At 46.6% G+C, this 26,126-nt stretch carries 22 protein-coding genes; 14 read left to right on the top strand and 8 right to left on the bottom strand.

Translation table 11 applies throughout. The features are described 5' to 3' along the window. Positions 1 to 247 precede the first annotated feature (247 nt). The 6 genes from ACR3I3_RS01320 (at position 248) to ACR3I3_RS01295 (ending at position 9,671) form a co-directional block, all read left to right on the top strand. Positions 248 to 499 carry a glutaredoxin family protein gene (locus ACR3I3_RS01320; protein WP_440953722.1) on the top strand — a complete coding sequence of 84 codons (252 nt, stop codon included), beginning with the start codon at positions 248 to 250 and terminating at the stop codon, positions 497 to 499. 109 nt (positions 500 to 608) lie between these two features. Continuing rightward, positions 609 to 2,897 carry an anaerobic ribonucleoside-triphosphate reductase gene (gene nrdD, locus ACR3I3_RS01315; protein WP_440953721.1) on the top strand — a complete coding sequence of 763 codons (2,289 nt, stop codon included), beginning with the start codon at positions 609 to 611 and terminating at the stop codon, positions 2,895 to 2,897. Positions 2,898 to 2,919: 22 nt separating this feature from the next. After that, positions 2,920 to 3,699, top strand: a complete 780-nt coding sequence (locus ACR3I3_RS01310; RefSeq protein ID WP_440952780.1) for an anaerobic ribonucleoside-triphosphate reductase activating protein — start codon at positions 2,920 to 2,922, stop codon at positions 3,697 to 3,699. Positions 3,700 to 3,772: 73 nt separating this feature from the next. Next, entirely contained in the window at positions 3,773 to 4,651 is an 879-nt protein-coding gene (locus tag ACR3I3_RS01305) for a DUF4349 domain-containing protein (protein ID WP_440952779.1), read from the top strand. Positions 4,652 to 4,707: 56 nt separating this feature from the next. Next, on the top strand, positions 4,708 to 5,703 hold the full coding sequence (gene thiL, locus ACR3I3_RS01300; protein ID WP_440952778.1) for a thiamine-phosphate kinase: 996 nt from the start codon (positions 4,708 to 4,710) through the stop codon (positions 5,701 to 5,703). 53 nt (positions 5,704 to 5,756) lie between these two features. Further along, positions 5,757 to 9,671, top strand: a complete 3,915-nt coding sequence (locus ACR3I3_RS01295) for an S-layer protein domain-containing protein (RefSeq protein WP_440952777.1) — start codon at positions 5,757 to 5,759, stop codon at positions 9,669 to 9,671. 229 nt (positions 9,672 to 9,900) lie between these two features. On the opposite strand, the gene ACR3I3_RS01290 is transcribed toward ACR3I3_RS01295, so the two are convergent. After that, positions 9,901 to 10,422, bottom strand: a complete 522-nt coding sequence (locus tag ACR3I3_RS01290) for a helix-turn-helix domain-containing protein (protein ID WP_440953720.1) — start codon at positions 10,420 to 10,422, stop codon at positions 9,901 to 9,903. 163 nt (positions 10,423 to 10,585) lie between these two features. Between ACR3I3_RS01290 and ACR3I3_RS01285 the strand changes: the two genes are divergently transcribed. The 3 genes from ACR3I3_RS01285 to ACR3I3_RS01275 all read left to right on the top strand — a co-directional run bounded on the left by ACR3I3_RS01285 (position 10,586) and on the right by ACR3I3_RS01275 (position 13,203). Next, entirely contained in the window at positions 10,586 to 11,584 is a 999-nt protein-coding gene (locus ACR3I3_RS01285) for an ABC transporter substrate-binding protein (protein WP_440952776.1), read from the top strand. Between the two features lie 72 nt (positions 11,585 to 11,656). Next, positions 11,657 to 12,445, top strand: coding sequence for an ABC transporter permease (locus ACR3I3_RS01280; RefSeq protein WP_440952775.1), 789 nt, complete (start codon positions 11,657 to 11,659; stop codon positions 12,443 to 12,445). After that, positions 12,445 to 13,203, top strand: a complete 759-nt coding sequence (locus ACR3I3_RS01275) for an ABC transporter ATP-binding protein (RefSeq protein ID WP_440952774.1) — start codon at positions 12,445 to 12,447, stop codon at positions 13,201 to 13,203. Before ACR3I3_RS01280 ends, ACR3I3_RS01275 begins: the two co-directional genes overlap by 1 nt. A gap of 113 nt (positions 13,204 to 13,316) precedes the next feature. Here the strand turns inward: ACR3I3_RS01275 and ACR3I3_RS01270 are convergent, their stop codons facing one another. From ACR3I3_RS01270 to ACR3I3_RS01250, 5 genes are all read right to left on the bottom strand, one after another. Beyond that, positions 13,317 to 13,751 (bottom strand): polymer-forming cytoskeletal protein, encoded by a 435-nt coding sequence (locus tag ACR3I3_RS01270; RefSeq protein ID WP_440952773.1) that lies wholly within the window; start codon positions 13,749 to 13,751, stop codon positions 13,317 to 13,319. A gap of 96 nt (positions 13,752 to 13,847) precedes the next feature. Further along, the gene (locus ACR3I3_RS01265) at positions 13,848 to 14,558 is read right to left on the bottom strand and encodes a prenyltransferase/squalene oxidase repeat-containing protein (RefSeq protein ID WP_440952772.1); all 711 of its coding nucleotides are present in this window, start codon (positions 14,556 to 14,558) and stop codon (positions 13,848 to 13,850) included. A 26-nt stretch (positions 14,559 to 14,584) separates the two neighbouring features. Continuing rightward, complete coding sequence (gene nrdD / locus ACR3I3_RS01260) at positions 14,585 to 16,393, bottom strand: anaerobic ribonucleoside-triphosphate reductase (protein ID WP_440952771.1); 1,809 nt, start codon at positions 16,391 to 16,393, stop codon at positions 14,585 to 14,587. A 157-nt stretch (positions 16,394 to 16,550) separates the two neighbouring features. Then, positions 16,551 to 17,387: an Mrp/NBP35 family ATP-binding protein gene (locus tag ACR3I3_RS01255; protein ID WP_440952770.1), complete on the bottom strand. Its 837-nt coding sequence runs from the start codon at positions 17,385 to 17,387 to the stop codon at positions 16,551 to 16,553. A 37-nt stretch (positions 17,388 to 17,424) separates the two neighbouring features. Then, complete coding sequence (locus tag ACR3I3_RS01250; protein ID WP_440952769.1) at positions 17,425 to 17,748, bottom strand: DUF134 domain-containing protein; 324 nt, start codon at positions 17,746 to 17,748, stop codon at positions 17,425 to 17,427. 207 nt (positions 17,749 to 17,955) lie between these two features. On the opposite strand from ACR3I3_RS01250, the gene ACR3I3_RS01245 reads away from it, so the two are divergent. Genes ACR3I3_RS01245 through xth form a run of 3 tightly spaced genes read left to right on the top strand, consistent with a single transcriptional unit; the run spans position 17,956 to position 20,426 of the window. Next, the gene (locus ACR3I3_RS01245; RefSeq protein ID WP_440952768.1) at positions 17,956 to 19,068 is read left to right on the top strand and encodes an ORC1-type DNA replication protein; all 1,113 of its coding nucleotides are present in this window, start codon (positions 17,956 to 17,958) and stop codon (positions 19,066 to 19,068) included. Positions 19,069 to 19,082: 14 nt separating this feature from the next. Next, positions 19,083 to 19,646 (top strand): TOBE domain-containing protein, encoded by a 564-nt coding sequence (locus tag ACR3I3_RS01240; RefSeq protein ID WP_440953719.1) that lies wholly within the window; start codon positions 19,083 to 19,085, stop codon positions 19,644 to 19,646. After that, positions 19,647 to 20,426, top strand: a complete 780-nt coding sequence (xth, locus tag ACR3I3_RS01235; protein WP_440952767.1) for an exodeoxyribonuclease III — start codon at positions 19,647 to 19,649, stop codon at positions 20,424 to 20,426. It abuts the gene before it with no gap. A 139-nt stretch (positions 20,427 to 20,565) separates the two neighbouring features. Here xth and thsA read toward each other — a convergent pair whose 3' ends face one another. Then, positions 20,566 to 22,194: a thermosome subunit alpha gene (gene thsA / locus ACR3I3_RS01230; protein WP_440952766.1), complete on the bottom strand. Its 1,629-nt coding sequence runs from the start codon at positions 22,192 to 22,194 to the stop codon at positions 20,566 to 20,568. 302 nt (positions 22,195 to 22,496) lie between these two features. Then, positions 22,497 to 22,670, bottom strand: coding sequence for a DUF5350 domain-containing protein (locus tag ACR3I3_RS01225; protein WP_440952765.1), 174 nt, complete (start codon positions 22,668 to 22,670; stop codon positions 22,497 to 22,499). Between the two features lie 280 nt (positions 22,671 to 22,950). Between ACR3I3_RS01225 and ACR3I3_RS01220 the strand changes: the two genes are divergently transcribed. Next, complete coding sequence (locus tag ACR3I3_RS01220) at positions 22,951 to 24,243, top strand: DNA double-strand break repair nuclease NurA (protein WP_440952764.1); 1,293 nt, start codon at positions 22,951 to 22,953, stop codon at positions 24,241 to 24,243. Further along, positions 24,233 to 26,065, top strand: a complete 1,833-nt coding sequence (locus tag ACR3I3_RS01215) for an ATP-binding protein (RefSeq protein WP_440952763.1) — start codon at positions 24,233 to 24,235, stop codon at positions 26,063 to 26,065. Before ACR3I3_RS01220 ends, ACR3I3_RS01215 begins: the two co-directional genes overlap by 11 nt. The last annotated feature ends 61 nt before the right edge of the window (positions 26,066 to 26,126 follow it).

The raw sequence follows: 26,126 nt of genomic DNA, 5'->3' as shown, positions 1-26,126 counted from the left end.
TCATTATGATAATGATTAATCGGTCTTTATGTTATCATGTTTGTTACCATATTCGTTTTATTGGTAACCAATTGTAGGTGTAAAAACCATTATTAACCCCGAACTCCATACTATTGGTTTACTCGTATAGAGGTCTTTCTCGCATTATACAGGGTCGTCTGAATTCGATTATCATCATTCGGTCGCTGAGGGGATTTGTGCGGTGGGTCTCTTGCTTATGTTTAAAGATCAAACGGATGGAAGAACTATGCCTGGTGTTATTATCTATACAACGGAAACATGCCCGAAATGTGTGCAGCTGAAGAAGGTATTAAAAGAGAACGATGTTGCTTTCACTGAGGCTGACATGTCAACTCCTGAGTCATTGACAGAGTTGCGTGTCAACGGAGTATTCACTGTTACAGCTCCGGTGTTACAGATAGATGATGACTTCCTGACATATGATGAACTATTCAACAGTGAGGGTGTGAACCTCGATTCATTGAAGGACATATTATGAAGGTGATCATTTGACATCTAATACAAAGCTGATCGATGATCCTGAAGGGGAGCTGGAAGCGGGCGCAAAAGAAAAGACACAGGATACAGGCAAGCTGGAAGCTGAACTGATGCCTCTCACCGAACCACAGTCCATGCAGCAGACACTTGACGGTCAGCTGATCTCAACAATGCCAAAGGTCAGGACGACCGATGGGCACATGGTCAACTGGGACCGCAACATCGTGGTGAACCAGCTGCTCAAGGAAACTGCACTGAGCGAGTGGTACCATGGTATCGATTCCATCACAAAGGAGGAAGCCCACGATATTGCGAGGGAGACAGAGAAACGTATTCGCAGTATGAACATCAAGTTCCTTTCAGGTCCGCTTATCAGGGAACTGGTCAATATGATCCTTCTGGAGCGCGGACATCTTGAATGGCGTAATGTCTCCACAAGGGTAGGTTCCCCTGTTTTCGATGCATGTGAGATCGACCAGGGTTCAGGATTCGAGGCCAACGAGAACGCCAACCTCCAGGAGAATGCCGAGACCTCCCACAAGAAGAAAGCTGACAAGATCTCCAAGGAACAGTACCTTCTGCTACTACCTCCAAAGGTGGCAGATCTTCACCTCAACGGTGATCTTCACATTCATGACCTTGAGTACTTCGGTACCCGTGCTTTCTGCCAGGACTGGGACCTGAGGTATTTCTTCTACTACGGACTTATGCCCGATGGTTCAGGCGCAAAGGCAAGCGTTGCAGGTCCTGCTATGAAAGCAGAGGTTGCCATGCTGCACGCGGTCAAGGCCCTTGGGAGCGCCCAGACCAACTTTGCAGGCGGACAGGGATTCTACAACTTCCTGACCTTCTGTGCACCATATTTCGAAGGCAAGCCCTACAAGGAGATCGAGCAGCTCATGCAGATGTTCGTCTATGAGATGACACAGATGATGGTTGCCCGTGGTGGCCAGCTCGTGTTCTCCTCAGTACAGCTCTCACCCGGTGTCCCGAAGATGTGGAAAGATATACCTGTAGTGTACAGGGGACGTATCTGGGACGGTACCAACGGTACTGACAGACGTGTCTATGGTGACTATGAGCGTGAGGTAAGACTGGGATTCCAGGCACTCATGAACGTCATGCTTGAAGGTGACTACTGGGGCAAGCCATTCAACTTCCCGAAGCCGGAGATCTCAATTGAGCCTGATTTCATGGTGGAGGACGAGATGTTCAATCGTGCACATCCGGACCTTCCAACATATGATGAACTTTACGACCTTACATTTGAACTGACCGCTAAATACGGAACCCCCTACTTTGACAACCAGCTTCCTGAATACAGGGGGGCAGGAGAAGGAATATCCTGTTACCAGTGCTGTGCATACCAGTTCTCAGCAACTCCTGAAGAGGATGCAGAGTTCGAGGACAAGATGTACTTCAGGGATGGAAAACACTTCTCCATGGGTTCCTGGCAGGTAGTCTCTCTGAACTGTCCAAGAGCTGCATATGAGGCATATGGTGATGATCAGAAACTGTTCGCTCACCTGAAGCATCTTATGGACGAGGCAATGGATGTATTCCGTACCAAGGTCAAATGGATGACACCTATCATCGAGAATGGAAGGATGCCATTTGCAACACAGCAGCCAAAGGACCCGATTACCGGTAAGAAAGGTGCAATTGCAGTTGATATCGATTCCCTTGTGTTCACCATCGGTGTCGTGGGTCTCAATGAGATGGTCCAGTACCACACCGGGGCACAGATGCATGAGTCAAAGGCGGCTTTCAAGGTTGCTATCCGTGCCATGACCGAGATGGAGATGTATGGAAGGGAGCTTTCAAAGAAATATGGTATGGAAATAGCTCTTGCAAGGACACCTGCAGAGACCACCGGTCAGAGGTTCGCAGTTTCCGATATGCTGCATGAGGAGTATCGCGAAAAGGTCCTCTCAGTTGTAAAAGGAGATGTAAAGGCCGCAGTTGAGGGTATAAAGAACACACACGACCTGCCGGTCTACTATACCAATGGAACTCATGTGCCTCCTGGAGCAGATATCTCCCTGATAGACAGGATCAACATCGAGCATGTGTTTTTCCCTATCGTTGACGGTGGGGATATCATGCACATATGGATGGGCGAGGGTTCACCTGATGCAAAGGGCCTGAAAGAGTTCGCAATGAACCTTGCAAGGAACACCCAGGTTGGATACTTTGCATTCACCAAGGACATGACCGTCTGTATGGATGATTTCCACATGATGTCAGGTCTGAAAGATGCCTGCGAGAACTGTGGTTCAGATCACGTTGAGCAACTTTCAAGGGTAACCGGATACATCCAGGCCGTAGGCGGATGGAATGCTGCAAAGAGGCAGGAGCTGGAAGACCGTAAGCGCTACTCATCCGGCGACATGATCTGATATACCGGGTGTCTGGTATCTGATGAAAGTGAACTTTGGGGAGATCATCCCCATTTCCACTGTTGACTGGCACGGGAAGGCGTCAGTCGTTCTTTTTTTACGCAGCTGTCCTTTCAGGTGTCCTTATTGCCAGAACTATGAGATACTCACAGGTTCTGATATGCTGGATGCAAAGGAACTTGAGGCAAAGATAGATTCATCCTCCCCGTTTGTGAGCAGTGTTGTCTTCTCTGGTGGCGAACCCCTTGTGCAAAAGAAAGCCGTAATGCACCTTGCTGCCTATGCAAAGAAAAAAGGGCTTCTTGTGGGGATCCATACGAACGGCTACTATCCGGATGTGGTGGATGAGCTGATCGATTCCGGCCTTGCGGACAAGTTCTTTATTGATGTCAAGGCTCCTCTGGATGATCCTGTGATGTACGGTAAGGCCATAGGGTATGGTGATGATCCGGTTGTGCCTGAGCCTGAGGATGTTGTGGAGAAGGTGAAGCGGACAATCTCGATCGTTACGGACAGAGAAGTGGAATATGAACTGCGTACTACAGCGATACGCGGTTTTGTAGGTGATCCGGATGACATTGCAGCTATCGCAAGGTCCATCGTTCCATATGTTTCGGTGTCGAATGCTCCTTATGTGATCCAGCAGGGTCAGCCTGCCCATTCAATGAGGGATTCCTTGCGTGATATCTTACCTTTCTCCCGTGATGAGATGCTGGAACTTGCCGGACGTGCCCATGAGTTTGTCGACAATGTATGGATCAGGACAAAAGAAGGTGGTAACGAACTGGTTAACTTCGAATGAATTTGAAGTTTAAGTAATAATTTTATATATTCGTGATGTAGCTTCATTTATACAACTATAAGGAGCTATCAACATGAAGCGAACATATCCATTGCTATTTATTTTTCTGCTGACCTGTGTCATTGCAGCAGGATGCCTTTCATCGGACAGCAATACCCAGTCCTATGCTCCCCAGGAAGAGAGCTTCTCTTTTGGGAACAAAATGGCTGATATGGCCTTTGATGAAGACCGGGACTTTGCTTATGAAAGCCGATCCAGCGTTGCGGACAGTGACGAATCCTCAGGAAGCAGCATTACACGTAAGGTGATAACTACTTCTGATGTTTCCCTTGAGGTAAAGGACACCCCAGAAGCCATTGATTCCATCGGTGCCATCGCATCAGAATACAATGGTTATGTTTCTTCTTCATCTGTCTATGACACCTATTATGATGGCAGTGAGACTCTCTCCGGATACATAACAATACGTGTTCCGGCAGATGAGCACGATACCGTTGTCGACAGGCTCGAGGCTCTCGGGAAGGTCAGATCAAAGAGCACGAGCGGCGTGGATGTGACAGAAGAATATATCGATGTGGAGGCACGCCTGTCGAACCTTGAGAAGCAGGAGCAGCGTCTTCAGGAGATCCTGGAGATGGCCACAACAGTTGAAGAGGTCCTTGAGGTTGAAAAGGAACTTGGACGTGTTCGCGGTGAGATCGAAAGCCTGACCGGAAGGCTCAATTACCTTAAAGACAGGATCGATCTTTCCACAATTACCGTCAGTGTCTCTGAACCACGGAACATAACCCACTCATTGGGACTCCGGGATGCACTGTCCGATTCAGTACGTGGTTTCATCGGAAGCGTCAATGGCATCATCGTCTTTATCGGAGTTGCTCTGCCAATTGTGATATTCGTGACCATTGTCGGAAGTGTTGTGATATTCGTTAAGAGAAGGGTATGGAGATGATCCCTTCTTTCTTTTAACCACACTGCTAATAAATATTAAATCTATATTATATTCCCATGGACAGGTCTGATCTTATTTCCAGCATAGCTGAACGTGAACTTGTTTCCAGACTATGTGGTATCTTCATCCAGGATGAATGTAGCTCCATAATGGCAGGCGCAGGAAAGGATGACTGTGCTGTACTGGATGTCTCGGAAGAGGAATGTCTGGTAATTACCACGGACATGCTTCATCGGAAGACCGATTTTCCTGATATCATGACTCCCTGGCAGATCGGCTGGATGTCAGCTGCTGTCAACCTGAGTGATGTGGCTTCCATGGGTGCAAAGCCCGTGGGTTTCCTTTCCGCTCTCGGTGTCACGGAAGATATGCAGCTTGGATTTGCTGAGGACGTTGCCCGTGGTATGGATGCCTGTGCAAAGTTCTGCTGTACATCGGTGATCGGAGGTGATATCGATCTCCACGACGAGCTGACCATCACAGGAACTGCTCTGGGCATGGTAAAAAAAGAACATCTTTTAAGAAGGACTGGTGCAAGACCTGGTGATCTTGTCTGTGTTACAGGTAATGCCGGTTCTGCAGGCGCTGCACTGCTGGCTCTCCAGCATGATCTTGATGTAAGCGATGAGCTGCTGAACACATTACTTGAGCCGGTCCCCCGAACAGATGAAGGTCAGAAACTTGCAAAGACCGGTGCGGTCACGTCCATGATGGATACAAGTGACGGTCTGGCAATGTCCCTCTACGATCTGATGGATGCCAACGGCACCGGTTTCAGGACATATGGGGACCAGATCCCGATAGATGATGAGGTTCGCTCTCTTGTAGGAGATGATGATGCCCTTGATCTTGCCCTTTACACAGGAGGGGATTTCGAACTGCTTTTCACGGTCTCACCATCGATGCTGGAAGCCGCAAAATCCGTTTGTTATTTAAATGTTGTAGGCGAAGTTACTGGTGACACTTTAATAACTATGATAAACAGAGGGGATGAAGAAGTTTCGATAAATCGAAAAGGTTATGTGCATTTAGGAAGATTTGATAACATATAATCATATACTATTCGGAGAACTAAACTATGAATAAAGTTTTAAAATTATTACTAATGAGTTTGCTCATCGCAGGGATGGGCTGTGGGGTGGCGATGGCTGCTGCTCCTACATTGTCTGTTGATGGTGTATCTCCATCAAGTGGTACTCCTTCCACTGATTTCACTTTTAGTGTAACCTATGGTGATGCTGATGGTGACCTTCCATCTTCCATTGATGTTGTTATCAATGGTACCAGTTATGGAATGACCGAATCTGATGCCAGTGATACTGATGTTACCGATGGTAAGGGTTATACTTATACTATGGGTGGTTTCCCTGTTGCTACTCACAACTTCCAGTTTACTGCATCCGATGGTACTGAAAGTGCAACTCCAACTTCATTGAAGACTTTCGATGTGTCTTCAGGAAATACTGCTCCCACATTGTCTGGTGATGGTGTATCTCCATCAAGTGGTACTCCTTCCACTGATTTCACTTTTAGTGTAACCTATGGTGATGCTGATGGTGACCTTCCATCTTCCATTGATGTCGTTATCAACGGTACCAGTTATTCTATGACCGAATCTGATGCCGGCGACACCGATGTTACCGATGGTAAGGATTACAGTTATACTATGGGCAGTTTCCCCGTCGCTACTCATAACTTCCAGTTCACTGCATCTGATGGTACTGATACTGCAACTCCGACTTCATTGAAGACTTTCGATGTGTCTTCAGGAAATACTGCTCCTGTGTTGTCTGGTGATGATGTGTCCCCCTCAAGTGGTACTCCATCTACTGATTTTACATTTACTGTTACTTATGAGGATGCTGATGGTGATCTTCCATCTTCCATTGATGTTGTAATCAATGGTACCAGTTATGGAATGACCGAATCTGATGCAGGCGATGCCGATGTCACCGATGGTAAGGATTACAGTTATACTATGGGCGGTTTCCCTGTTGCTACTCACAACTTCCGCTTCACTGCATCTGATGGTACTGATAGTGCAACTCCAACTTCATTGAAGACCTTTTTAGTTGATGTAGCGGATCACGCTCCCACATTTGAGGATGAAAGTGTTTCCGGAATTCCGGATGAATCTGTCGGTTCCACATTCTTTTTCAATATAACATATGTTGATTCTGATAACGATGAAGCAGATTATGTTAGGGTGGTCATCGATGGTGATGATCATACGATGACCAAGATGGACAACAATGATCCTGAAGATGGTATCCTGTATTCTTACAATACCTCTTCGTTGGGCATTGGAGACCATGATTATTATTTCGAAGCTTCTGATGGTACAAATCCGATCAATACTGATACTTCAACTGTAACTGTACAGATAGCAAATTACAATTCAGGTGATCGTATCTGGGATGCTGATGCAGACCAGTCCCTTGATTACACGTGGAATGCTCTGAGCTACTCCGGTTTCTACTATGATCTTGAGTCCGGCCTTGGTTCTGAGACAATGACCATACATCTGGACAGCGATTCTGACAGGAATATTGGTGATGGTGATCTGAAATATAGTACGACTCCTATCAGCACTGATTTTGAGCATGGTGCATGGGGTTCTTATGAGATCATCGGTTTCATGGCCGAGAGATACTTTGCAGGATACACTGACGATACTGACAATGACATTACCTTCGATGAGATCAGCATGATGTCCCGTGGTCAGCTCTCAAAGGTCCTTATCGATAGCGATGACAAGGAATCCGTCTTTACAGGTGCGGGACTTGTACTTGAGGATGGATATGTGCTGAACATCATCGAGGTTGATGTCAATGGTGACCGTGTTTTTGTCAGGTTGTCAAAGGACGGTTCAGAAGTAGATGAAACTGTTCTTTCCTCTCGTGATACCTACACATATGAGGTAGACCTTGGTGACGTTGATGATGTTCCTATAATTGCTGTTTACTTCGACGAGATCTTCAGTGGAATTGAAACAAATGCTGTGTTCATCGAAGGTATCTTCCAGATCTCCGATGATTATGTTGAGGTCGAATCTGGTGATGGATTTGGAGCCATGGAAGTCAAATCAATAAGTTCCACAGAGATCCGGATGGAAAACGAAGACTCTCTTGATCTTGATGAAGGTGATATTGTTGACATTATGGGCAAACTGAAGTTCATCGTTGCAGATGATAACACTTTGAGATTCGCACCATTTGTAGACATGTCCGAACCGGGTACCTACGAACTCAGAGGTACCATTGCTGAAAATGAAGGTTTCAACTGGACACCGCTCAACTTCGAAGGTTTCTACTACAATATTGATGAGGGTATAGGTACTGAATCACTTAGCATAGTATATCTCGATGGAAGAAGCATAGGTGAGGATGATCTGGTCTATACCACAAGTCCCGATGAAGTTTCTTTCGAGCGTGATGAATGGGGCAAGTATGAGGTCATCGGCTTCATGGCAGAGAAGTACTTCGCAGGCTATCCTGATGATGCATTCGAGGATGGCAGGGACTCTGTTAGTATGATGTCTCGTGGTCAGCTCTCAAAGGTCCTTATCGATGAAGATGATAAAAAGTCCGTATATGGCGGTTCATCAATTATTCTGGAAGAGGGATATTCACTGGAGATCGTTGAGGTCGACGTTAATGGTGACAGAGTACTTGTGGAACTTTTGAAAGATGGAGATTCGGTTGATTCCGATGTACTGTCTTCAAGAACTCCATACATCTATGAAACAGATCTTGGCGATGTCGATGATGTGCCAATCATTGCTGTGAACTTCAGGGAGGTTTTCAGTGGAACCGAATCCACGGCAGTTTTCATCGAAGGTATCTTCCAGATATCAGATGAGTACATTGAGATCGAGTCCGGAGATGACTTCGGTGAAATGGAGGTCAAGACGATCAGCTCTGAAAAGATAGAGATGAGGAACCCTGATGATATCTCTCTTTCAAGGGATGATGAGGTCGAGATCATGGGTGATATCAGCTTCAAGGTCGCGGATTCATCCGATGTTCGATACTATCCATTCGTCGAAGTAACTGTTGAACCGGATGAGGCCCTTGATGTAGAGGTTGATCCGGAGGTTGTCGTCGAAGGCGATGAGGTAGTTATAACCGTAACGTCACGCGGTTCCCTTATCAACGATGTAACAGTCAAGGCAGGAAGTCTTACCCTTGGAACCACAGACAATGAAGGTGTGGTGGAATACAAGTTCTCCTCTGATGGCACTTATAAGATCACTGCTGAAAAGGACGGCTATGCTACCGGAACTGCTGAAGTCGAGGTAATATCACCTGATGACCTGAGCAGGAAGATGAGCATTGAAGTCATTCCTGAGGTAATCTATGAGGGCAATCTTGTGACCTTCACCGTCGTGAAAGCCATTGGTGGAGATCCGATGGAGGATGTCAGGATATCCCTTGATGGCAAGACGATCGGTCAGACCGGAAGTGACGGTGTTGTCACAGATGTCATTACAGAACCAGGTATGCACAAGATCGTTGCTGAGAAGTCCGGTTTCCTGAAGTCCGAGCTTAACATCGAGGTCATTGAAATGCAGGCAAAGTTCGAGTTCAGTGATCTTGTGCTTGATCCTATCGAGGTTAAGTCAGGTAAGGATGTGGAGATCACATTGAATGCTGTGAACAACGGTAATGCGGAAGGCAGCTATACGGTCGAACTGATGGTCAACAACAATGTGACCGATACACGGGAGATCACTCTTGGTGTCAACGAATCCACAGAGGTCTCTTTCGAATACGAAGCTGGAGAGCCTGGTAGCTACCTTGTGAAAGTTGGTGGAATGACCGCAACCCTCGAGGTAGTTGAAGGTGTAAGTACAATAGTCTACGTTCTTGGCGGACTGGCTGTCATTATCCTTGGTGGTGCAGTATATCTCTTCACAGCAGGTGGCTGGACGGTTGAGACTGCAGGTCCAAAGGCAAGTGAAGCAATGGCTGCACTTTCTGAGAAGATATCAAACCTGCTCTCAAGAGGCAAGGAATAATCGAAATTGAACTAAATTGCCGGACCCGTCCGGTAAGCTGCTGGCATGATATAACCGGCAGCCCATCTTTTTTTTATTGACTTTATCTTTGTTACTGATCTTTGTCCTTGATCTTACTGTACGGGCAAGCACTATTTCTTTGCATTAATAATGCGATTGCATGGTCAACAGTCCAATATTTAATAAAAATTTAAGTAAAAATAGGTGGAGTGAAAAAGTGAAAGACCGTTCATTCGATCTTGCGTGCAACCGTTTCGATAGCCTCTACAAGGCTGTTCTTTGGCATGATGGTCGCAACAGGTATGCGTATGATCTTTTCGACGGTGGAGCTGACTATGGGTGCACACACAAGTGCCTTAGCACCTTCCCGTTCGGCACGTACTGCGGCTATAATGGCCTCTTCCATGGAGGTTGCTGAGTATTCCCTGATCGTGCAGAGGGTGCCGGATATCTTTCTCTTTGTTTCACTTATGTTGTCAAGTACAGGGCGTGCAGCAATTACTGCTATGAACTCTCCCTTTTCGGAACCTTCAATGGTCCTTATGGTCTTCACTATCTGGCGAAGTGTTCTCATGTTCGGTTCCCTGTTCCCCGACATCAACTTATAAAGGGTGCTTGGGGGAATATTTGCATATTCTGAGAATTCTATTGCCGTTAGTTCCAGGTCTTCTTTAATGACCTTCAGAAGTGTGTTCTGAAATGCTTCGTCCGATTCAAAAGCAGCATCTATGACTTTATTTGCAACGCTTATGTTTCACTCCTCCGATACAATCCAATATCTCTTTAGGGTATATTTCACTTTGTATTAATACTTTTAGGACATTGAAGGGGAATATGTGGTAAGCTATAAATAGTGTATTTGGACGAACTATAATGTTACCAAGAATAATTTACAATTTATCGGAGGTATTTATGTGAAGAAGATCACAGCAATTTCATTAATTTCTATTATGCTGATCGCAGCGGTATTCCTTTCCGGATGTACTTCTGCACCTGAAGAAGATGCAGCGATTACAGAGATCAATATCGGATATCAGCCAAGCACACACCAGATCTCCTACATGACAGCCATGGAGAAAGGCTGGTGGGCTGAAGACCTTGCACCATTTGGTGTTGAGGAAGTGAACGAATTTGAGTTCCCTACAGGCGCTCCTGAGATGCAGGCAATGCTTTCAGGTGACCTTGATGTAGCTTATGTCGGTGCAGCTCCTGTTATCTCTGCACTTGCAACAGGTCTTGATGCAAAGATCGTTGCAGCTGTCAACACACAGGGTTCCGATCTTGTACTGAGAAACGATCTCCCTTACGAGTCACCTGAAGATCTCAGGGGATTGACCATTGCAACCTTCCCTCCGGGAACCATTCAGGACACACTCCTGAGGAACTGGCTCATTGAGAACGGTCTTGATCCTGAGGAAGATCTCGATATAAAGGCAATGGGTCCGGGAGACGCCAAGGCAGCTATTGCAGCAGGCCAGGTTGATGGTGTATTCCTTCCACATCCTTCCCCTACTTTCATTGAAGCAGAAGGAAATGGTCGTTCTGTTGTCGCATCAGGCGAGATCATGCCGGATCATCCATGTTGTGTACTGGTTGTAAGTGGTGACCTTATCAGGAACCATCCTGAAATGGTCGAGCAGATCGTAAAGACACACATCAAGGCTGTAGAATATGATTCTGCAAACCTTGAAGAGTCTGCTGAAACATACGGTACCAAGCTTACCGCAGATCCTGAGGTTGTCTTTGAATCCCTCGAGGAGTGGGATGGTGTCTGGACTGCAGATCCACGTCCAATTGTAGATTCAACAGTTGAATATGCAAACATACAGTATGAGCTTGGATTCATTAATGAACAGCTTACAGCAGAGGACATCTTTGATGTAAGTTTCTATGAAGCTGTTTCCGAAGAGTAAATAGAAACATACATTAATGAACAAAATATATATTGCCGGACCTGAGGGTTGATCCCTCGGTCCGGAGGCAACATGAGTAAAGACAGGACTAAAGGAATTTCAGGCAGGGGTATAGAATTACTGTCTCTTGCTATTGCTATTGTTATATGGCAATTGGTGGCAACTTATATAGTTGCTAATAAATTCAAGCTTCCGAGCTTTACTGATGTTGTGTTAGCTTTTTTCAGGACCATAGAGACCGGAGCACTGTTCACCGATCTTGCTATAAGCCTGTTGCATTTCGGTATCGGTATTATTTCAGCTCTGATCATAGGGATCCCGATAGGTGTATCGATGGGCTGGTTCAAGACCGCAAACCGTGCTTTTGATCCCCTTATTGAGATCATAAGGCCTATTCCGCCTCTTGCATGGATCCCATTTGCCATCATATGGTTCGGGCTTACGCATATTTCTGCAGGTTTTGTAGTATTCGTAGGTGCCGTATTCCCGATAATCATCAATACTTTTGATGGCTTCAAGGGCGTTCCCAGGGTCTATGTGGAAGCTGCTAAGGTTCTTGGTTGTATGTCAAGCAGATCCCTTATCCGCCATGTTGCTTTCCCGTCAGCATTACCTTCCATAGCAGCTGGTATACGCATAGCAATGGGTGTCGGATGGATGTGTCTCGTAGCTGCTGAAATGTTCGGAGTGAGCAGCAGTGGTCTTGGCTATAAGATCTGGTGGCATTATTACCTTCACCAGATGGATTTTGTACTTGTTTATATGCTGATCTTAGGATTCCTGGGTCTTTTCATAGACCGGATATTCAGATGGTATGTTGATGGTCGCCTTCTTAAGTGGCGTGCAGGAGTAGTGGTATAATGGGTGAAGTAAAAGTAGCCGGTGTTTCACTGGAATTCGAAAAGGAGAATGGTGAATCCACTCTTGCACTGGACAATGTGAGCCTTGATATCAAAGACAAGGAATTCGTTTGTTTCATTGGCCCTTCCGGATGTGGTAAGACAACCCTCTTACGATCAATTGCCGGACTTGAGTTCCCTGATTCCGGAGATATAACTCTTGACGGGGAGAAGATAACTGTTCCTGATTCCAAGAGGGGTATGGTGTTTCAGGAATATTCGCTGTTCCCATGGAGAACGGTCATTCAGAACATCACATTCGGTCCCCAGATGAAAGGACTAAGCAAGAGTGAGTCTCTTGAAAAGGCAGAAAAATACCTGAAGCTCGTCGGTCTTGAGCAGTTCAGGAATAGCTATCCATATGAGCTCTCAGGCGGAATGCGTCAGAGGGTTGCAATTGCACGTGCTCTTGCAAATGAGCCCAAGGTGCTTCTCATGGACGAGCCTTTCGGTGCACTGGATGCACAGACCAGGAACATCTTGCAGAACGAACTCCTGGATGTCTGGGCAAAGGACCAGATAACGATAATATTTGTCACTCACAGTGTGGACGAGGCCGTGTTCCTTGCAGACAAGGTCGTTGTTATGACAGCAAGGCCGGGAAAGATCAAACAGGTCATCAATGTGGAGCTTCCAAGGCCCCGTGACAGGACAAGTGCTGAGGCTAATGAGCTGCGTCATGAGCTCCTCAGGATGCTTGCAGAAGAAAGGCGGGACTGATCCTGCAATTATTTAAGCCAGCATAATCAGTTTTGATCTTGTTCTATTCATTTGGTTTGATCGCATCTGATCTGGATGTATCTAACTGAAGACGATCAATATCTTATTGAATTTCACATGTCGGAACGGACAACGAGCTTTGTTCCGGATTCTATCTCTTTTATGTCAACCTTCCCTATCAGCTCAAGGGCCACATCGGCCTTTGCGAAAGCGACCTTACATCCCGGCCGGATGGACATCTGATCACCACATATCGCATGGCCTGCGACATTTACATTGTCAAGCATTGTAAGGTTATGCTCAACATCAATGTTCCCTCCTACCTCACAGCGAGTACTGATCAGTGCATCACCTGCTTTTATATTTCCCTTGACAAGGGATGCTTTACCAAGCTCAAGTGAGCCGGTTACCTCAAGGTCTTTCCAGAAGTTGGCACCAGCACCAACGATCACGTTCCCATCGAGCCTTATACTGTCTTCAAAAAATGCTTTTCTACGAACGATGTATGTATTTGTTTCCGGGTGATATTTGATAAATCTCTTGTCCATTTGTGTTCCACATCCATTGTCTTAAACGCGGATCGGTCCGGTCAGGGAATATAATTGCTATCGGTTCTGTATTAATCTTTCTTTTTGTTATATATTCTATGTCAATGACCCCAGGGTTATCAGTGAAAGTGCAGTTGCTGTAACATCCCCTTCTCCTTTTCCCCATGAACCGTTTGGATTCTGCCTGCCAAGGAGCCACTTTCCTGAATCTTCAAGTTGATCCTTAAAACCGGCAACAGATAATGCCTGGATCACGAGGTTGCTTGTGGATATGAACTTCCATCCTCCATCCTCATTCCTTTCTGAGAATATCCAATCAGCACGTTCCTTGATAAAATCGGAATGATCATTCGTCTGAATGAGCTTTCCCTGTTCTATCAGGGCAGTTATGATAAGGGAGGTGGTTCCCACGTGTTCCCATTCCCTGTTATAGTTCTCAACAAGCCAGCTGCATCCTTCAGGATCATGAATCCCCATGTCTGCAAGCGCTATCAATGCGTAGGTTGTGTCATAAACGTCATTTTTCCAGGAGCCGTTCTCCTGCTGTCTGGAGAGCAGCCATTCCTGGCTATCTTTAAGGTCAATTCCTGATCCGGCATCCGATGATGCAATGGCTGAGCAGGCTCTTGCGGTCTCACGTATCGAACCATCCCAGTTGTCTCCGCTCCGGAGCTGTATCAGCCGGGACGAATATTCATTTTTGACATCCCATATCTCATATGCAGTTATAAGGCGTGACAGTTCCTTTGTACCGGATACTTCCTGCTGGTCTGTCCATGCAAATGCTCTTTTTATTGCATCTTCCATGCGATAGATGATGCAGGCATTTTTATTTAGTGTTTTTCATGGAGGTTATATCGATGTCTTTCCTGGTATTCTTTCTGTTTTCCAGGATTCCATTGCCTGACATGTCCGAAATAACCTGTGACCCTTGATACATGGTCAATTGCAGGCTTATTGCAGATCGGGCATTTAAGGTTCATTCCTCGTGATACATGCCTGTTCTCACAGACAGAGAAGTCAGGGGAGAAGCAGAAGTAAGCAAGGTTCGTTTCAGCAAGTTTCTGTATAAGTTCGCTCATCCCATCTGGATCAGGGAAACTTTCTCCCATCCAGATGTGGCTGATAGTTCCGCCTGTGAAATATGGGTGGAACGCTGCCTCGATCTTTATCTTATCTGAAAGCGATATCTTTGAGCTGTAAGGTACGTGTGTGGAATTAGTGTAATATGCATCATGCTCGCTCCCCTGGACATGTGCCTTTTCCCCGAACCGGGATCGGTCGAGCATTGCCAGGCGGTGTGCCGTACTCTCTGCAGGTGTCTGTTCGAACGTATATTCGATCCCGTCCTCTCTGGAGTAGGTCTCGATCCTGGCGAGCATGTGGCGTATTATCTTCATTCCCAGCTCATGCTGCTCTATCATGCCTTCTCCTGTAAGGTTTTGCAGGCATTCATTGAGACCGACCACCCCGAAGGTAAGGTGCCTTGAATCAAGATCAAAATAAGGCAGGTCATTTTCAGTTCTCTGTAACAGCCAGGGGAGTATCTTCCATTCATAGAGGGATCTCCTGACGATCTCCTGTCCCTCAAGCAGAGCTTTCCTTGTAATTTCAAGGACCTCGTCCAGCCGGTCAAAGAACCCTTCAATATCTTCGGCTTCAAGGGCTGCTCCGGGCAGGTTCACGGTTACGATCTTATTGGAGCCGCTCCCCATCCCTCCGGCTGTCCACACGCCTCCTGAATGTCTGGCAAGAAGGCGGCAGCACATGGCCTGCACGGTGTTCTCTTCAAGGTAATCTGTGGTCAGGTTCAGGAAATATGGTGCTCCTGTTGAGGATGTGGCATACATGGTCTTCTTCCACAATGGATCTTCCATATCAAGGTCCTTTGTAATGGCGGTTGTGATCAGCGGGAAAGTGAACGGCAGTCCTTCAGCATCACCATTTGCTGCTACTTCCATAAAGGCGCTGTAGATCGCCCTTGCTTCTTTTTCGAATTCCGAGTATGTCCTTTCAATGAACTTCCCGTCATAGACGGCAGGTTCGTTTGCAAGGGATGAAGGACAGTTGATACGAAGGCCAATGTTCGTGAAAGCACTCTGTGCACCGATACGGTTGGACTGGTTCATCTGGAACATGAATCCCTGCACTATCCGGACCAATTGTTCCTCATCGATATCAGAATAGTGAAGATGTGGTGCAAGCAGCCAGTTGAACATATCAATAGCCTGTGCTCCTGCAAAGAACTGCTGGGAATGCAGCATGAAAGACATGGCGTGGAACATGGCGGCATTGAATTGTTTTGCAGGAGCGCTTCTGGAATCCGGAAACTTCAGTCCGTCCATGAGGAAGATCCTGCCATCGATACCATTGCAGTAAGGTTTGAAGGGTTCACTAAGGTCGTGTATGTGTATGATACCACGGATGTGCGCATTGGCAACCTCTTTTGAGTACAGTTTCTCAAGTGCATATCGTTTCTTGAGCTGTGATGATATGTGCATGTCTATGACAGAGGGGCTGAGTCTGGTGTTCGCATTTTCCCTGATAAGCCAGTTCCTGTCATACAGAACATCATCTATCAGCTCATCTGTATCTTCAAAATCAAGACGATTGATCTGATCTTTATCCGCACTCCCACTCATGACTAAATGTCTGGAAGTTAAGATTTAAATATCTATTCAGGTAGCACGAATTGCGACAATTCTATTGTGGATGTCTGATCTTAGTTAAAAAGAGATATGAAAGGCATGCCCGGGATATCGTGGTTCCCATATTCAGCAATGCCTTTTCCTGTGTCGATCATTTTACAAATTCTTCGACAGCATCAACGATCTCGTTGAAGATCCTGCGCCATTCGGAATCGCCCTTTACATCCTCGTGGACCTTCCCGCTGTCACTGGTTGCTGCGACTTCTGTTTCGATAGGCAATGTACCCAATACCTTTACTCCGAAGTCCTCTGCTGCACGTGCGACACCGCCTGATCCGAATACCTGGATCGTCTCATTACAATGAGGGCAGACGATACCGCTCATGTTCTCTACCATTCCGATAACAGGAACTTCGATCATATTTGCGAAGTTTAAGGATTTCCTGACGCTTGTGAGCGCAACGTCCTGTGGTGTTGTGACGACAACGGCTCCATCAAGTTTACCGATAAGCTGTGCAACGCTCAGTGGCTCGTCACCTGTTCCGGGAGGCAGGTCTATGATCAGATAGTCGAGCTTTCCCCAGTCGACCTCTTCCAGGAATTGCTTGATAGCACCCATTTTTGCAGGCCCTCTCCAGATGACCGGGGAATCTTCGCTGTCAAGAAGGAGTCCTACGGACATCACTTTCAGATTTTCGTTAACCTGTACCGGGACGATGCCGTTTTCTCCTACAGTTGGTCTCTGGCCTTCCACACCGAACATTGTAGGAATGGTCGGTCCGTGGATGTCGCTGTCAAGGAGACCTACCTTGTAGCCGCGGTCCGCAAGTGTTGCAGCAAGGTTAGCGGAGACTGTGCTTTTTCCCACACCGCCTTTTCCGCTCATGACCATGATCTTCTTTTTTATGCCTCTGAGATTTGATACGAGCTTTGGTTCCTCTGGCTTTGTGCTAAGCAGACTTTCCGGTGATTGAATATTGGATGACATTTTACATCTCCTGGATTATTTTTTAGTGACCAGTGGGTCAGTTCTGTTCATTCTGGTCTTTGATGCTGACATAGTTCCCGCCTTTTATCTCTATAGCTTTGCCTGTGGTAAGTGCAAATGCTATCTTTTTCCTTGCACTCTTCAGGTCTTCCCAGAAAGCACGCCTTGAGATCCCCATCTGTGTAGCTGCTTCCTGTTGCTGTAACCCTTCGAGGTCTACAAGCCTTAATGCTTCCAGCTCCTCCACTGCAACGGAGACAACTTCAAGCTCTGAAAGCGCAACTCCTCGTGGCTTAAAATAGGATCCTTCCGGGTTACATTTGACCCTTCTGGGACTTTTTGGTCTTCCTCGGCATGTCATAACATCGTATCCTCTCATATTTTAGCTTATATATAAGCAATTCCCACAATCCTTTTATATTTATTCACATGTGCTCTATATACGGTTTTGTCCAATGGCCTTCCCTATTGTTTTCTGGAATGTGGCAACAACAAAGGCCCGGTAAGCAAAAGGCTATTATGTATTTTCACAATTAATGTATTAGAACTCTTTGAGGAGACACTTTATATGGATAAGGGTATGCTGATGTGGGATGAGACTATCTTCAGAGATGGGAGTGTTCTTGAACTGGATCATCTTCCGGACCATTTCTCGCACCGTGAATCACAGATGCAGGCCCTGATGTACAGCCTTCGCCCTGCACTCAGGGGGATGAGACCTGTCAACAGCCTCCTCAGCGGACCGCCAGGTACCGGAAAGACCACTACGGTCATGAAAGTTTTCGGGGAGATGAAAAAGCATACTCAGGACGTTGTCTTTGTAAAGGTTAACTGCCAGATGGACTCCACGAAGTTTGCTGTTGTTTCAAGGGTCTATAAGGCACTTTTCAAAGTATCTCCTCCTGCATCAGGGGTTGCTTTCAGGAAACTTTTCGAGAAGGTCATGAACTTCCTGGTCGAGAACGAGAAGACCCTGGTATTGTGTCTTGATGATATTAACTATCTCTATCACGAAGGAAATGCTGATGATGTCATGTATTCCATGTTAAGGGCCCATGAACAGTTCCCGGGAGCAAGGGTGGGTGTAATTGCTATCGTAAGCGATACAGGGAAGCTCTACCAGTTCGATCCCAAGGTGAATTCGGTGTTCCTGCCGGAAGAGATCGCATTCCCGAGATATGACTATGACGAACTTCAGGATATCCTTGGCAGGAGGATCGACCTTGCTTTCTATCCGAATGTCGTAGCGGAGAAAGTAAAGAATGCCATCGTGGAATATGTTGATATGACCGGAGACCTGCGTGTTGGCATAGACCTTCTGAAACGTTCAGGACTTAATGCAGAAAGAAGGGCCAGCAGGACAATATCTGTTGAAGATGTGGAGGATGCGTATGAAAAGTCACGCTTGCTTCATCTTGGCAGGAGCATTATGTCGCTGACCTCTGATGAGAAGATGCTTCTCGGACTCATTGCAAAGCAAAAGGAATGCCAGACCGGTGACCTGTACAAGCTCTTCCATGAGCAGACAGGTCTTGGATATACCCGTTTCTATGATATGGTCAATAAGCTCAATGATGCACGTTATGTGACCACTGATTTTTCCGGTAAGGGTACACGTGGTCGTACAAGGATAGTAAAACCAAGGTATCATCCGGAAGATATTCTCAAATGTCTTGAGTAACATGAGGTAGGATGATGGAAACAAGGACCAAAGTATGGCTTACAGAGGATGGCAAACACATAATAGGTGCCGGGAAGGTAAACCTGCTCAAAGCCATTGATGAAGAACGCTCTTTAAGCAAAGCATGCAAAAAACTTGGTATCTCCTACAAACATGCATGGCTCATCCTCAAAAAAATGAATGAAAGGGTGGATCATGAGGTAGTCTATACTGTAAGGGGGGGGAAGGGCCAGGGTACTTTCCTGACCGATTATGGTAAGCAACTTATCGATGAATATGAGGCAAGCCGTACGTATGTTGATGAAACGGTTGCTGATGATACTTCCTGGGAGAATATCTCCTTCAAGTTATCTGCCCGCAACAAATTGCTGGGAAGGGTGGTGGAAGTCGAGAAAGGGGACATAGTCTCAAAAGTAAGGATCGAGATCGACCCCGCAGTCCTGACATCGATCGTGACAGCAGAAGCAGTGGATCGCCTTGATGTAAAAGAAGGTGATGAGCTGTTCGCGATCATCAAATCAACTGAGGTCATGCTCGCAAAACCTGTCCGTATTCCGGATGAGAGTGAGGGCGAATGAATGACCTCTCTCAGTATCCTTTCATGGAATGTCAATGGTCTCAGGTCAATGGTGAATAAAGGTTTCATTGAGTGGGTAAGTGAAGCACAGCCGGATATCCTCTGCCTTCAGGAGACCAAAGCACAGGAAAGGCAGCTGCCTGTAAAACTTCGGCATATCGATAACTATATCCCATATTTCTTTTCGGCCGAACGTAAAGGTTACAGTGGTGTTGCTATCTATACGAAGATCCCTCCCGTGAACGTAGAATACGGTCTCGGCGAGAAACGGTTTGACATAGAGGGGAGGACCATCATCGCAGAGTATGAGGATTTCGTTCTTTTCAACATCTATTTCCCTAACGGAAAAGCTTCTGATGAGAGGCTCCAGTACAAGATGGATTTCTATGATGCCTTTACGGAGCGTGCAGACGAGTTCAAGGATGGGGGCAGGAACGTCATTGTATGCGGGGATGTGAATACTGCTCATAAGGAGATCGATCTTGCACGACCCAAACAGAACGAGAACAGATCCGGCTTCCTGCCTATTGAGAGGGCATGGATAGACGTTTTCCTTGAACACGGGTATGTTGACACATTCCGTATGTTCAACAAGGAGCCAGACCAGTACAGCTGGTGGGACCTGAAGACACGCGCAAGGGATCGCAACGTTGGCTGGAGGATAGACTACTTCTTTGCGAGTGAAAGCCTCAGGGAAAGGATAACTTCGGCTTACATATTGCCGGATGTTATGGGTTCGGATCATTGTCCTATCGGTATCGATCTGGAGTTTGATCAGTAATTCTTTTTACCTTTTTGACTGGATGGTAGGAAATCCATAGCGAACGCTATCCAAATTGGTTATACTGTTCAGAATGTATAATTAAAAAAAGAATTGCCGGGCGCAGAAAGCGCCCTTCTATTCGTTATTTTTTTCAGGTTTACATCATTGGAGGCATTCCGCCCATGCCGCCTTCTGGCATTGCTGGTGCCCTGGTGGATGCAATGATGTCGTCGATCCTGAGGATCATGACTGCTGCTTCTGCTGCTGAGTTTATTGCCTGGGTCTTTACCCTGAGTGGCTCAACAACTGCGTTCTCCCACATGTCGATGACAGTGCCGGTGTAAACGTTAAGACCAGCGGTCTTTGTGCCCTTCTCGTGGTGTGAGCGAAGCTCGACAAGCATGTCAATTGGGTCAAGACCTGCGTTCTCTGCAAGTGTCCTTGGGATGATCTCGAGTGCTTCTGCGAATGCCTTGACTGCGAGCTGTTCCCTTCCGCTGAGGGTTGCTGCGTACTCGTTAAGTCTGAGTGCAACCTCTACTTCAGGTGCTCCGCCGCCAGCGACGAGCTCTTCATCTTCAATTGCAACAGCGACTACACGGAGTGCATCTTCGAGTGCTCTCTCGATGTTGTCGATAACGTGCTCTGTACCGCCACGGAGGAGGATTGAAACTGACTTTGGATTGACACAGCCTGTGATGAATACCATATTATCGCCACCGACCTTTTTCTCTTCTACAACATCTGCCTGTCCAAGGTCATCTGCGTTCATCTCTTCGATATTGGTGATAAGTTTTGCACCTGTGGAGCGTACAAGTTTCTCCATGTCGCTCTTCTTGACACGCCTGACTGCAAAGATGCCTGCTTTTGCAAGGAAGTGCTGTGCCATGTCATCGATACCCTTCTGGCAGAATACAACGTTTGCACCGCTGTCTGTAATGGACTGTACGAGGTTCCTGAGCATTGCCTCTTCCTGGTCGAGGAAGGACTGGAGCTGGTCAGGGGATGTGATTGAGATCTCTGCGTCGACTTCTGTTTCCTTGAGTTCGATAGCACTGTTGAGGAGTGCGATCTTTGCGCCTTCTACCTTCTTTGGCATGTTGGCGTGTACCCTTTCCTTGTCAAGGATCATACCTTCGATGAGCTCGGAGTCGTCGATACGGCCGCCGACCTTCTTCTCGATCTTGACGTTCTCCATGCCGACCTTGTTTCCGTCATCCTGGTCAACAATGCTTGTGATAGCGTCTACAGCGATCTTGGAAAGTACTTCCTTTGATGCTTCTGCACCCTTGCCGGTCATTGCGGTGTCTGAGATCTTTGTGAGAATCTCCTTGTCTTCGCTTGTAACATGCTTTGAAAGGGTCTTGAGGATCTCTCCTGCCTTCTTTGAAGCCATCCTGTATCCGGATGCGATGATGGTTGGGTGTACGTCCTGGTCGATCATCTCTTCTGCTTTCTTGAGAAGTTCGCCTGCAATGACAGCTGCAGATGTTGTACCGTCTCCTACTTCATCGTCCTGTGTCTTTGCGACCTCGACGATCATCTTTGCAGCTGGGTGCTCGATGTCCATCTCTTTGAGGATAGTTGCACCGTCGTTGGTGATAACTACATCTCCGAGGGAGTCTACAAGCATCTTGTCCATTCCCTTTGGACCAAGTGTTGTTCTTACTGCTTCAGCAACTGCCTTTGCTGCCATGATGTTGTTGCTCTGGGCATCCCTGCCCTTTGTTCTCTGGTTACCTTCTCTTAATATGAAGATAGGCTGTCCTGACATCTGTCCTGCCATTTATTTTAACCTCCTATTTAAACATAGATCAATATAATTGCCTTTATCTCAGGCCGTTTTTACATGTTTGTAGTTCTATATAAACTTAACTGAGTTCTGTTTTGAGCCTTAAGGTACAGTTGCCATCTGAACAGCTCCTAGGTTCAAAAATCCCCTGCTAATAAAAGCTATGGGTGTATATGATCAATTATTGTATAGTTTAAAAAAAGTTAGTTGGTCCCTATTAAGATCCAAGAGACCATTCATTGAAAGTCTGCAACTTCTGGTAATTGCAGTCCTGAATAAAAAAGCTGATAGCCAGCTCAGGCTACAACAGCTTTTGGTGATCTCTTAAGGAAACGCCTCTTGGATCCGTTGGATGCGTATCTCTGTGCAGGTCCGGGGTGTGCCTTTGTTCCAAAAGCTTTCTCTACTTTGATTGCCCTTCCGTTTCTTCCTTTGACCTTTACCCATTCAATGCTTCCTGTTTTGCCCATTATCAGTCCTCTCTGTGATTTTGTTAATTTTATTTTATAACGGTTTTAAGGCCCGTATTAGCCTCTGATATTTATTATATTTGTAATTGGTACAAGTTCTCGAACTTAGTGACCTAGTAAATACAATGTTATAGGTTCCCTTTAGATGTAATGTTCATAGTTAAAGCTTACGGAACTCAGGAACATTACAATGTTCTAAAAAGACCTCCACAGCTCAGCAGAGTAAGCATATCGTAATTAAGTGAACAAATATATCTATGTTCCTGTACATCTGTTCCATATGACCCTTGAGCCTGTTCACATAAAGGCAATTTCCAGTATGGTGTCCCGCATCGATAGTCTTTCGGAGGACGAGGATCAGGATAAGGCACCTGAGCTCTTTGAGCTCCTTGGTGAGCTGGAATACGATGGAAAGATCGTTCTCAGGGCACTGGGGAAACTTTTCCGTGCAAAGGTTGACATTGATCGTATGTCCCTTGCAAAAGACCCCTTTGAGAAGACCTATTCCTGTGACAGCGGGAGCACAAATCCGATAGCCTTTAACAGCGGTTTGTATGTAGACCTTTGTCACTGCAGTATTGCTTCAACACCAACCGACATTGACATCCATTCGAAATGGACGATGGTGATGTCTTCGTACTCTCCTTCCACTGCAATGGTCATCGATACCACAGAGGGATGGGAAAAATTCGATGGGAACGAAGGTCGTGCATCTATTGTGAGGATCAGGCCCGGGCTGCTTAAGAAAAGGGTCGACAGAATGGTACACAACATTGCCCTGTATCTTTCAGAATCCGAGCACATTCTGTGGCTCATGAAAAAGTTTGATGGGGACAGTTTCTTCATTATGGATGGTCCCATTTATCCAAAACAGCTGATGTACTGGATGGTAGTGGAATCAGATGATGTGCAGATCAGGGACGATGAGAATGCAAAACGTATCCTGCAGAACTATGTTGATATCATGGACCATCACATAGGTAACAAAAGGCCTCTTGTCGGTTTTGTGAAGAACCCGGAGGACATGCAGATCATGATAACCCTCCGGAAGAAATATGGGATGTCTGATCTCCCGTGGCTGAGGGACTCACAGTTCTTCAAGAACGTGCTCTCGCCCGGTGCAGAGGGAAGCAGTGTCGTGGGAGGTCCTGAAGGAAGAAGCAGCCGGTGGATCACATATACCAACTGGTTCCTGCAGCCCAACCAGTTCTATGAGAACATGATGGACAGCACTTCCCTTGTTATGGGAACTGAAATAGAACTGGATCACAAGTTCCCGAAAGAGGATTATGCGATCACATTCTTCATGGTGTTCGTCCCCTCCCTTGACGTTCTTTTCAAGATTGAGGCTCCTTACGGGATCACAAAGGATGAGCAGATGAGGGATCTGGTCACAAGGAAAATATTGCACGATATTGCAGTCAATGGAATTCCTTTGACCCTCTCAAAGGCAGATTCCCTTGCTAAGATAAGGGTCGTGGAAAAAAAGCTGATCAAAGGCATGTTCAAAAGCCAGAAGATCGATACGATCTATAACGATGTGAGATGGGGTGAATCAACAGATGATCAATGATACAGACATATTGGCATATGCATCAGGTAGTTCTTCAAATGACGATCTGAATGGTTCGAATGAAAATGGTATATCTCCGGATGGAACTGTTTTTGAAGAGTATGACATCGATTTTCCTCTTGATGTGATAACCGGTGACATGGATGATGCCTTTGGTATCATTACTACCGGTTTTGAGCCTCTGGAGGTCACGGAATCCGGATCGAAGATCGCGGGCTACATAACCACTGATCACCGGTCACAGGTGCGTCTGGGTACCTATGTGATAGTGCCGTATGAGGACGAGCACCTGTTTGCACGTATCTGGAAGCTCCAGTACCAGCAGCAGTTCGAGGTTGATGATGCCACTGAGATCCATTCACGCAGGATGCTCAGGAGCAATACCACTGCAGAGCTTGATTACAAGTACCTCGCCTACCTCGACCCCATATGCATCCTTTATGACCAGGAACCCGGCAATGCCGATTCATTGATGCGCCGTATGGCTGATCGCATCCCGAGACCTAACACTCCGATACTGCCGGTCACAGAGAAGCTGAAGATACAGACCGGCCTGAACATCCCTCGTGAGGGCATCTTCCTTGGTCACCTGAGCGTCGGAGGCGAACTGGTGCATACTCATGCCTCACCTCCAACCGTGCCTTACTATCTTAGGAACGATTACTCTATGGGGGACCCGTTGATATTCAGGCACATGCTGGTATGCGGAAGTACGGGTACGGGTAAGACCTTCCTTACAAAGAACATCCTGCGCCAGTTCATGAGCGATGATAACAGGTATCAGGTGCGGGACAATGGAGATGGTGTGAAAAAGAACAAAATGCCATGCCTTGTGATCATGGACCCTCAGGATGAGTATTCACAGATCCTGGAGGATAACCCTGATCTTGGTCCTTCCGACGAACATAATATGAACTCGGAGTGCGTGAGGTTCGGCGGGGTCCCTTCCACAAAGACCTTTGTGGCAAAGGTGGACGGTCATACCTATAATGGGAGGTCGCGTGCCCAGCAGGTTGAATTCACAATTCCCTTCGAGATGGTCAGGAACAACTCCTGGCTGATCGCTGCAGCAGGGCTTACCGAGCTTCAGGGAATTGCTCTGGAACTTCTTCTCGAGGACTACTTCAGGAGGCCCGGCACGCACACTTACAATGGCTTTATCGAGCACATCGATGATGCTGGTGTGAGGGGAACATATGTTGACAGCGGAAAGGTTCACGAGTCATCCTATGACGGTATCGTAAGGAAAGTGAAGAACCAGGCCTTCAGGAGGGTCTTCGACCAGCCGGCAACCCCTATCACCGAGATGCTTGCCGATATCTTCAGATCAGGTCAGGTCTGTGTGTTCCCCACCGAGTACATCTCGAACAGCAGGATACGCGATCTCATAACTCTGACACTAATGACCATTGTTGTTGACAACAAACTGAGCACATCAGGTGCAGCGCTGGTCAAGGAGACTCCCATCATCCTTGTGCTGGATGAGGCTCACAGGTACCTTGCAAAGGGTTCGGGGGAGCACTCCAAGCGTATCATCTCCAAGTTTGCGGATGCAGCCCGCCAGGGTCGTAAGGAAGGCCTGGGACTGTTCCTCATCACGCAGGACCCCCAGGATATAGATGAGACCGTGTTCAAACAGGTAAACAGCCGCATCATACTGAACCTTTCCAATGATGCCGCAATAAGCGCGATGAAGGTCAAAAAGGAGTATGAAAAGCGCATTCCCTACCTCAAGAAGGGGCAGATGATCATCCAGAGCCCCGATAATAGTGATGTTGTGGAGATCACAGGCCTTTCAAAGTGCGTTGTGAAGCACATCTGAGAGGTTTTCGGACCTCTCTTGCGATATGTATATATAGGGCTAACACGTATGGGAGCAACTA

Origin of the sequence: Methanococcoides mangrovi, from assembly GCF_052057775.1 — an archaeon.
GTDB lineage: Archaea > Halobacteriota > Methanosarcinia > Methanosarcinales > Methanosarcinaceae > Methanococcoides.
The sequence above is the reverse complement of the archived record's forward strand: the minus strand, read 5'-3'. Positions and strand labels throughout refer to the sequence as shown.

Coding starts and splice junctions, on each gene's coding strand:
- ACR3I3_RS01310 (WP_440952780.1), top strand. CDS start 2,920: ATGAAAGTGAACTTTGGGGAGATCATCCCCATTTCCACTGTTGACTGG.
- ACR3I3_RS01225 (WP_440952765.1), bottom strand. CDS start 22,670: ATGGGCAAAACAGGAAGCATTGAATGGGTAAAGGTCAAAGGAAGAAAC.
- nrdD (WP_440953721.1), top strand. CDS start 609: ATGCCTCTCACCGAACCACAGTCCATGCAGCAGACACTTGACGGTCAG.
- thiL (WP_440952778.1), top strand. CDS start 4,708: ATGGACAGGTCTGATCTTATTTCCAGCATAGCTGAACGTGAACTTGTT.
- ACR3I3_RS01320 (WP_440953722.1), top strand. CDS start 248: ATGCCTGGTGTTATTATCTATACAACGGAAACATGCCCGAAATGTGTG.
- ACR3I3_RS01220 (WP_440952764.1), top strand. CDS start 22,951: ATGACCCTTGAGCCTGTTCACATAAAGGCAATTTCCAGTATGGTGTCC.
- ACR3I3_RS01265 (WP_440952772.1), bottom strand. CDS start 14,558: ATGGAAGATGCAATAAAAAGAGCATTTGCATGGACAGACCAGCAGGAA.
- ACR3I3_RS01250 (WP_440952769.1), bottom strand. CDS start 17,748: ATGACATGCCGAGGAAGACCAAAAAGTCCCAGAAGGGTCAAATGTAAC.
- ACR3I3_RS01270 (WP_440952773.1), bottom strand. CDS start 13,751: ATGGACAAGAGATTTATCAAATATCACCCGGAAACAAATACATACATC.
- ACR3I3_RS01305 (WP_440952779.1), top strand. CDS start 3,773: ATGAAGCGAACATATCCATTGCTATTTATTTTTCTGCTGACCTGTGTC.
- thsA (WP_440952766.1), bottom strand. CDS start 22,194: ATGGCAGGACAGATGTCAGGACAGCCTATCTTCATATTAAGAGAAGGT.
- ACR3I3_RS01215 (WP_440952763.1), top strand. CDS start 24,233: ATGATCAATGATACAGACATATTGGCATATGCATCAGGTAGTTCTTCA.
- ACR3I3_RS01280 (WP_440952775.1), top strand. CDS start 11,657: ATGAGTAAAGACAGGACTAAAGGAATTTCAGGCAGGGGTATAGAATTA.
- ACR3I3_RS01245 (WP_440952768.1), top strand. CDS start 17,956: ATGGATAAGGGTATGCTGATGTGGGATGAGACTATCTTCAGAGATGGG.
- ACR3I3_RS01275 (WP_440952774.1), top strand. CDS start 12,445: ATGGGTGAAGTAAAAGTAGCCGGTGTTTCACTGGAATTCGAAAAGGAG.
- ACR3I3_RS01255 (WP_440952770.1), bottom strand. CDS start 17,387: ATGTCATCCAATATTCAATCACCGGAAAGTCTGCTTAGCACAAAGCCA.
- xth (WP_440952767.1), top strand. CDS start 19,647: ATGACCTCTCTCAGTATCCTTTCATGGAATGTCAATGGTCTCAGGTCA.
- nrdD (WP_440952771.1), bottom strand. CDS start 16,393: ATGAGTGGGAGTGCGGATAAAGATCAGATCAATCGTCTTGATTTTGAA.
- ACR3I3_RS01295 (WP_440952777.1), top strand. CDS start 5,757: ATGAGTTTGCTCATCGCAGGGATGGGCTGTGGGGTGGCGATGGCTGCT.
- ACR3I3_RS01240 (WP_440953719.1), top strand. CDS start 19,083: ATGGAAACAAGGACCAAAGTATGGCTTACAGAGGATGGCAAACACATA.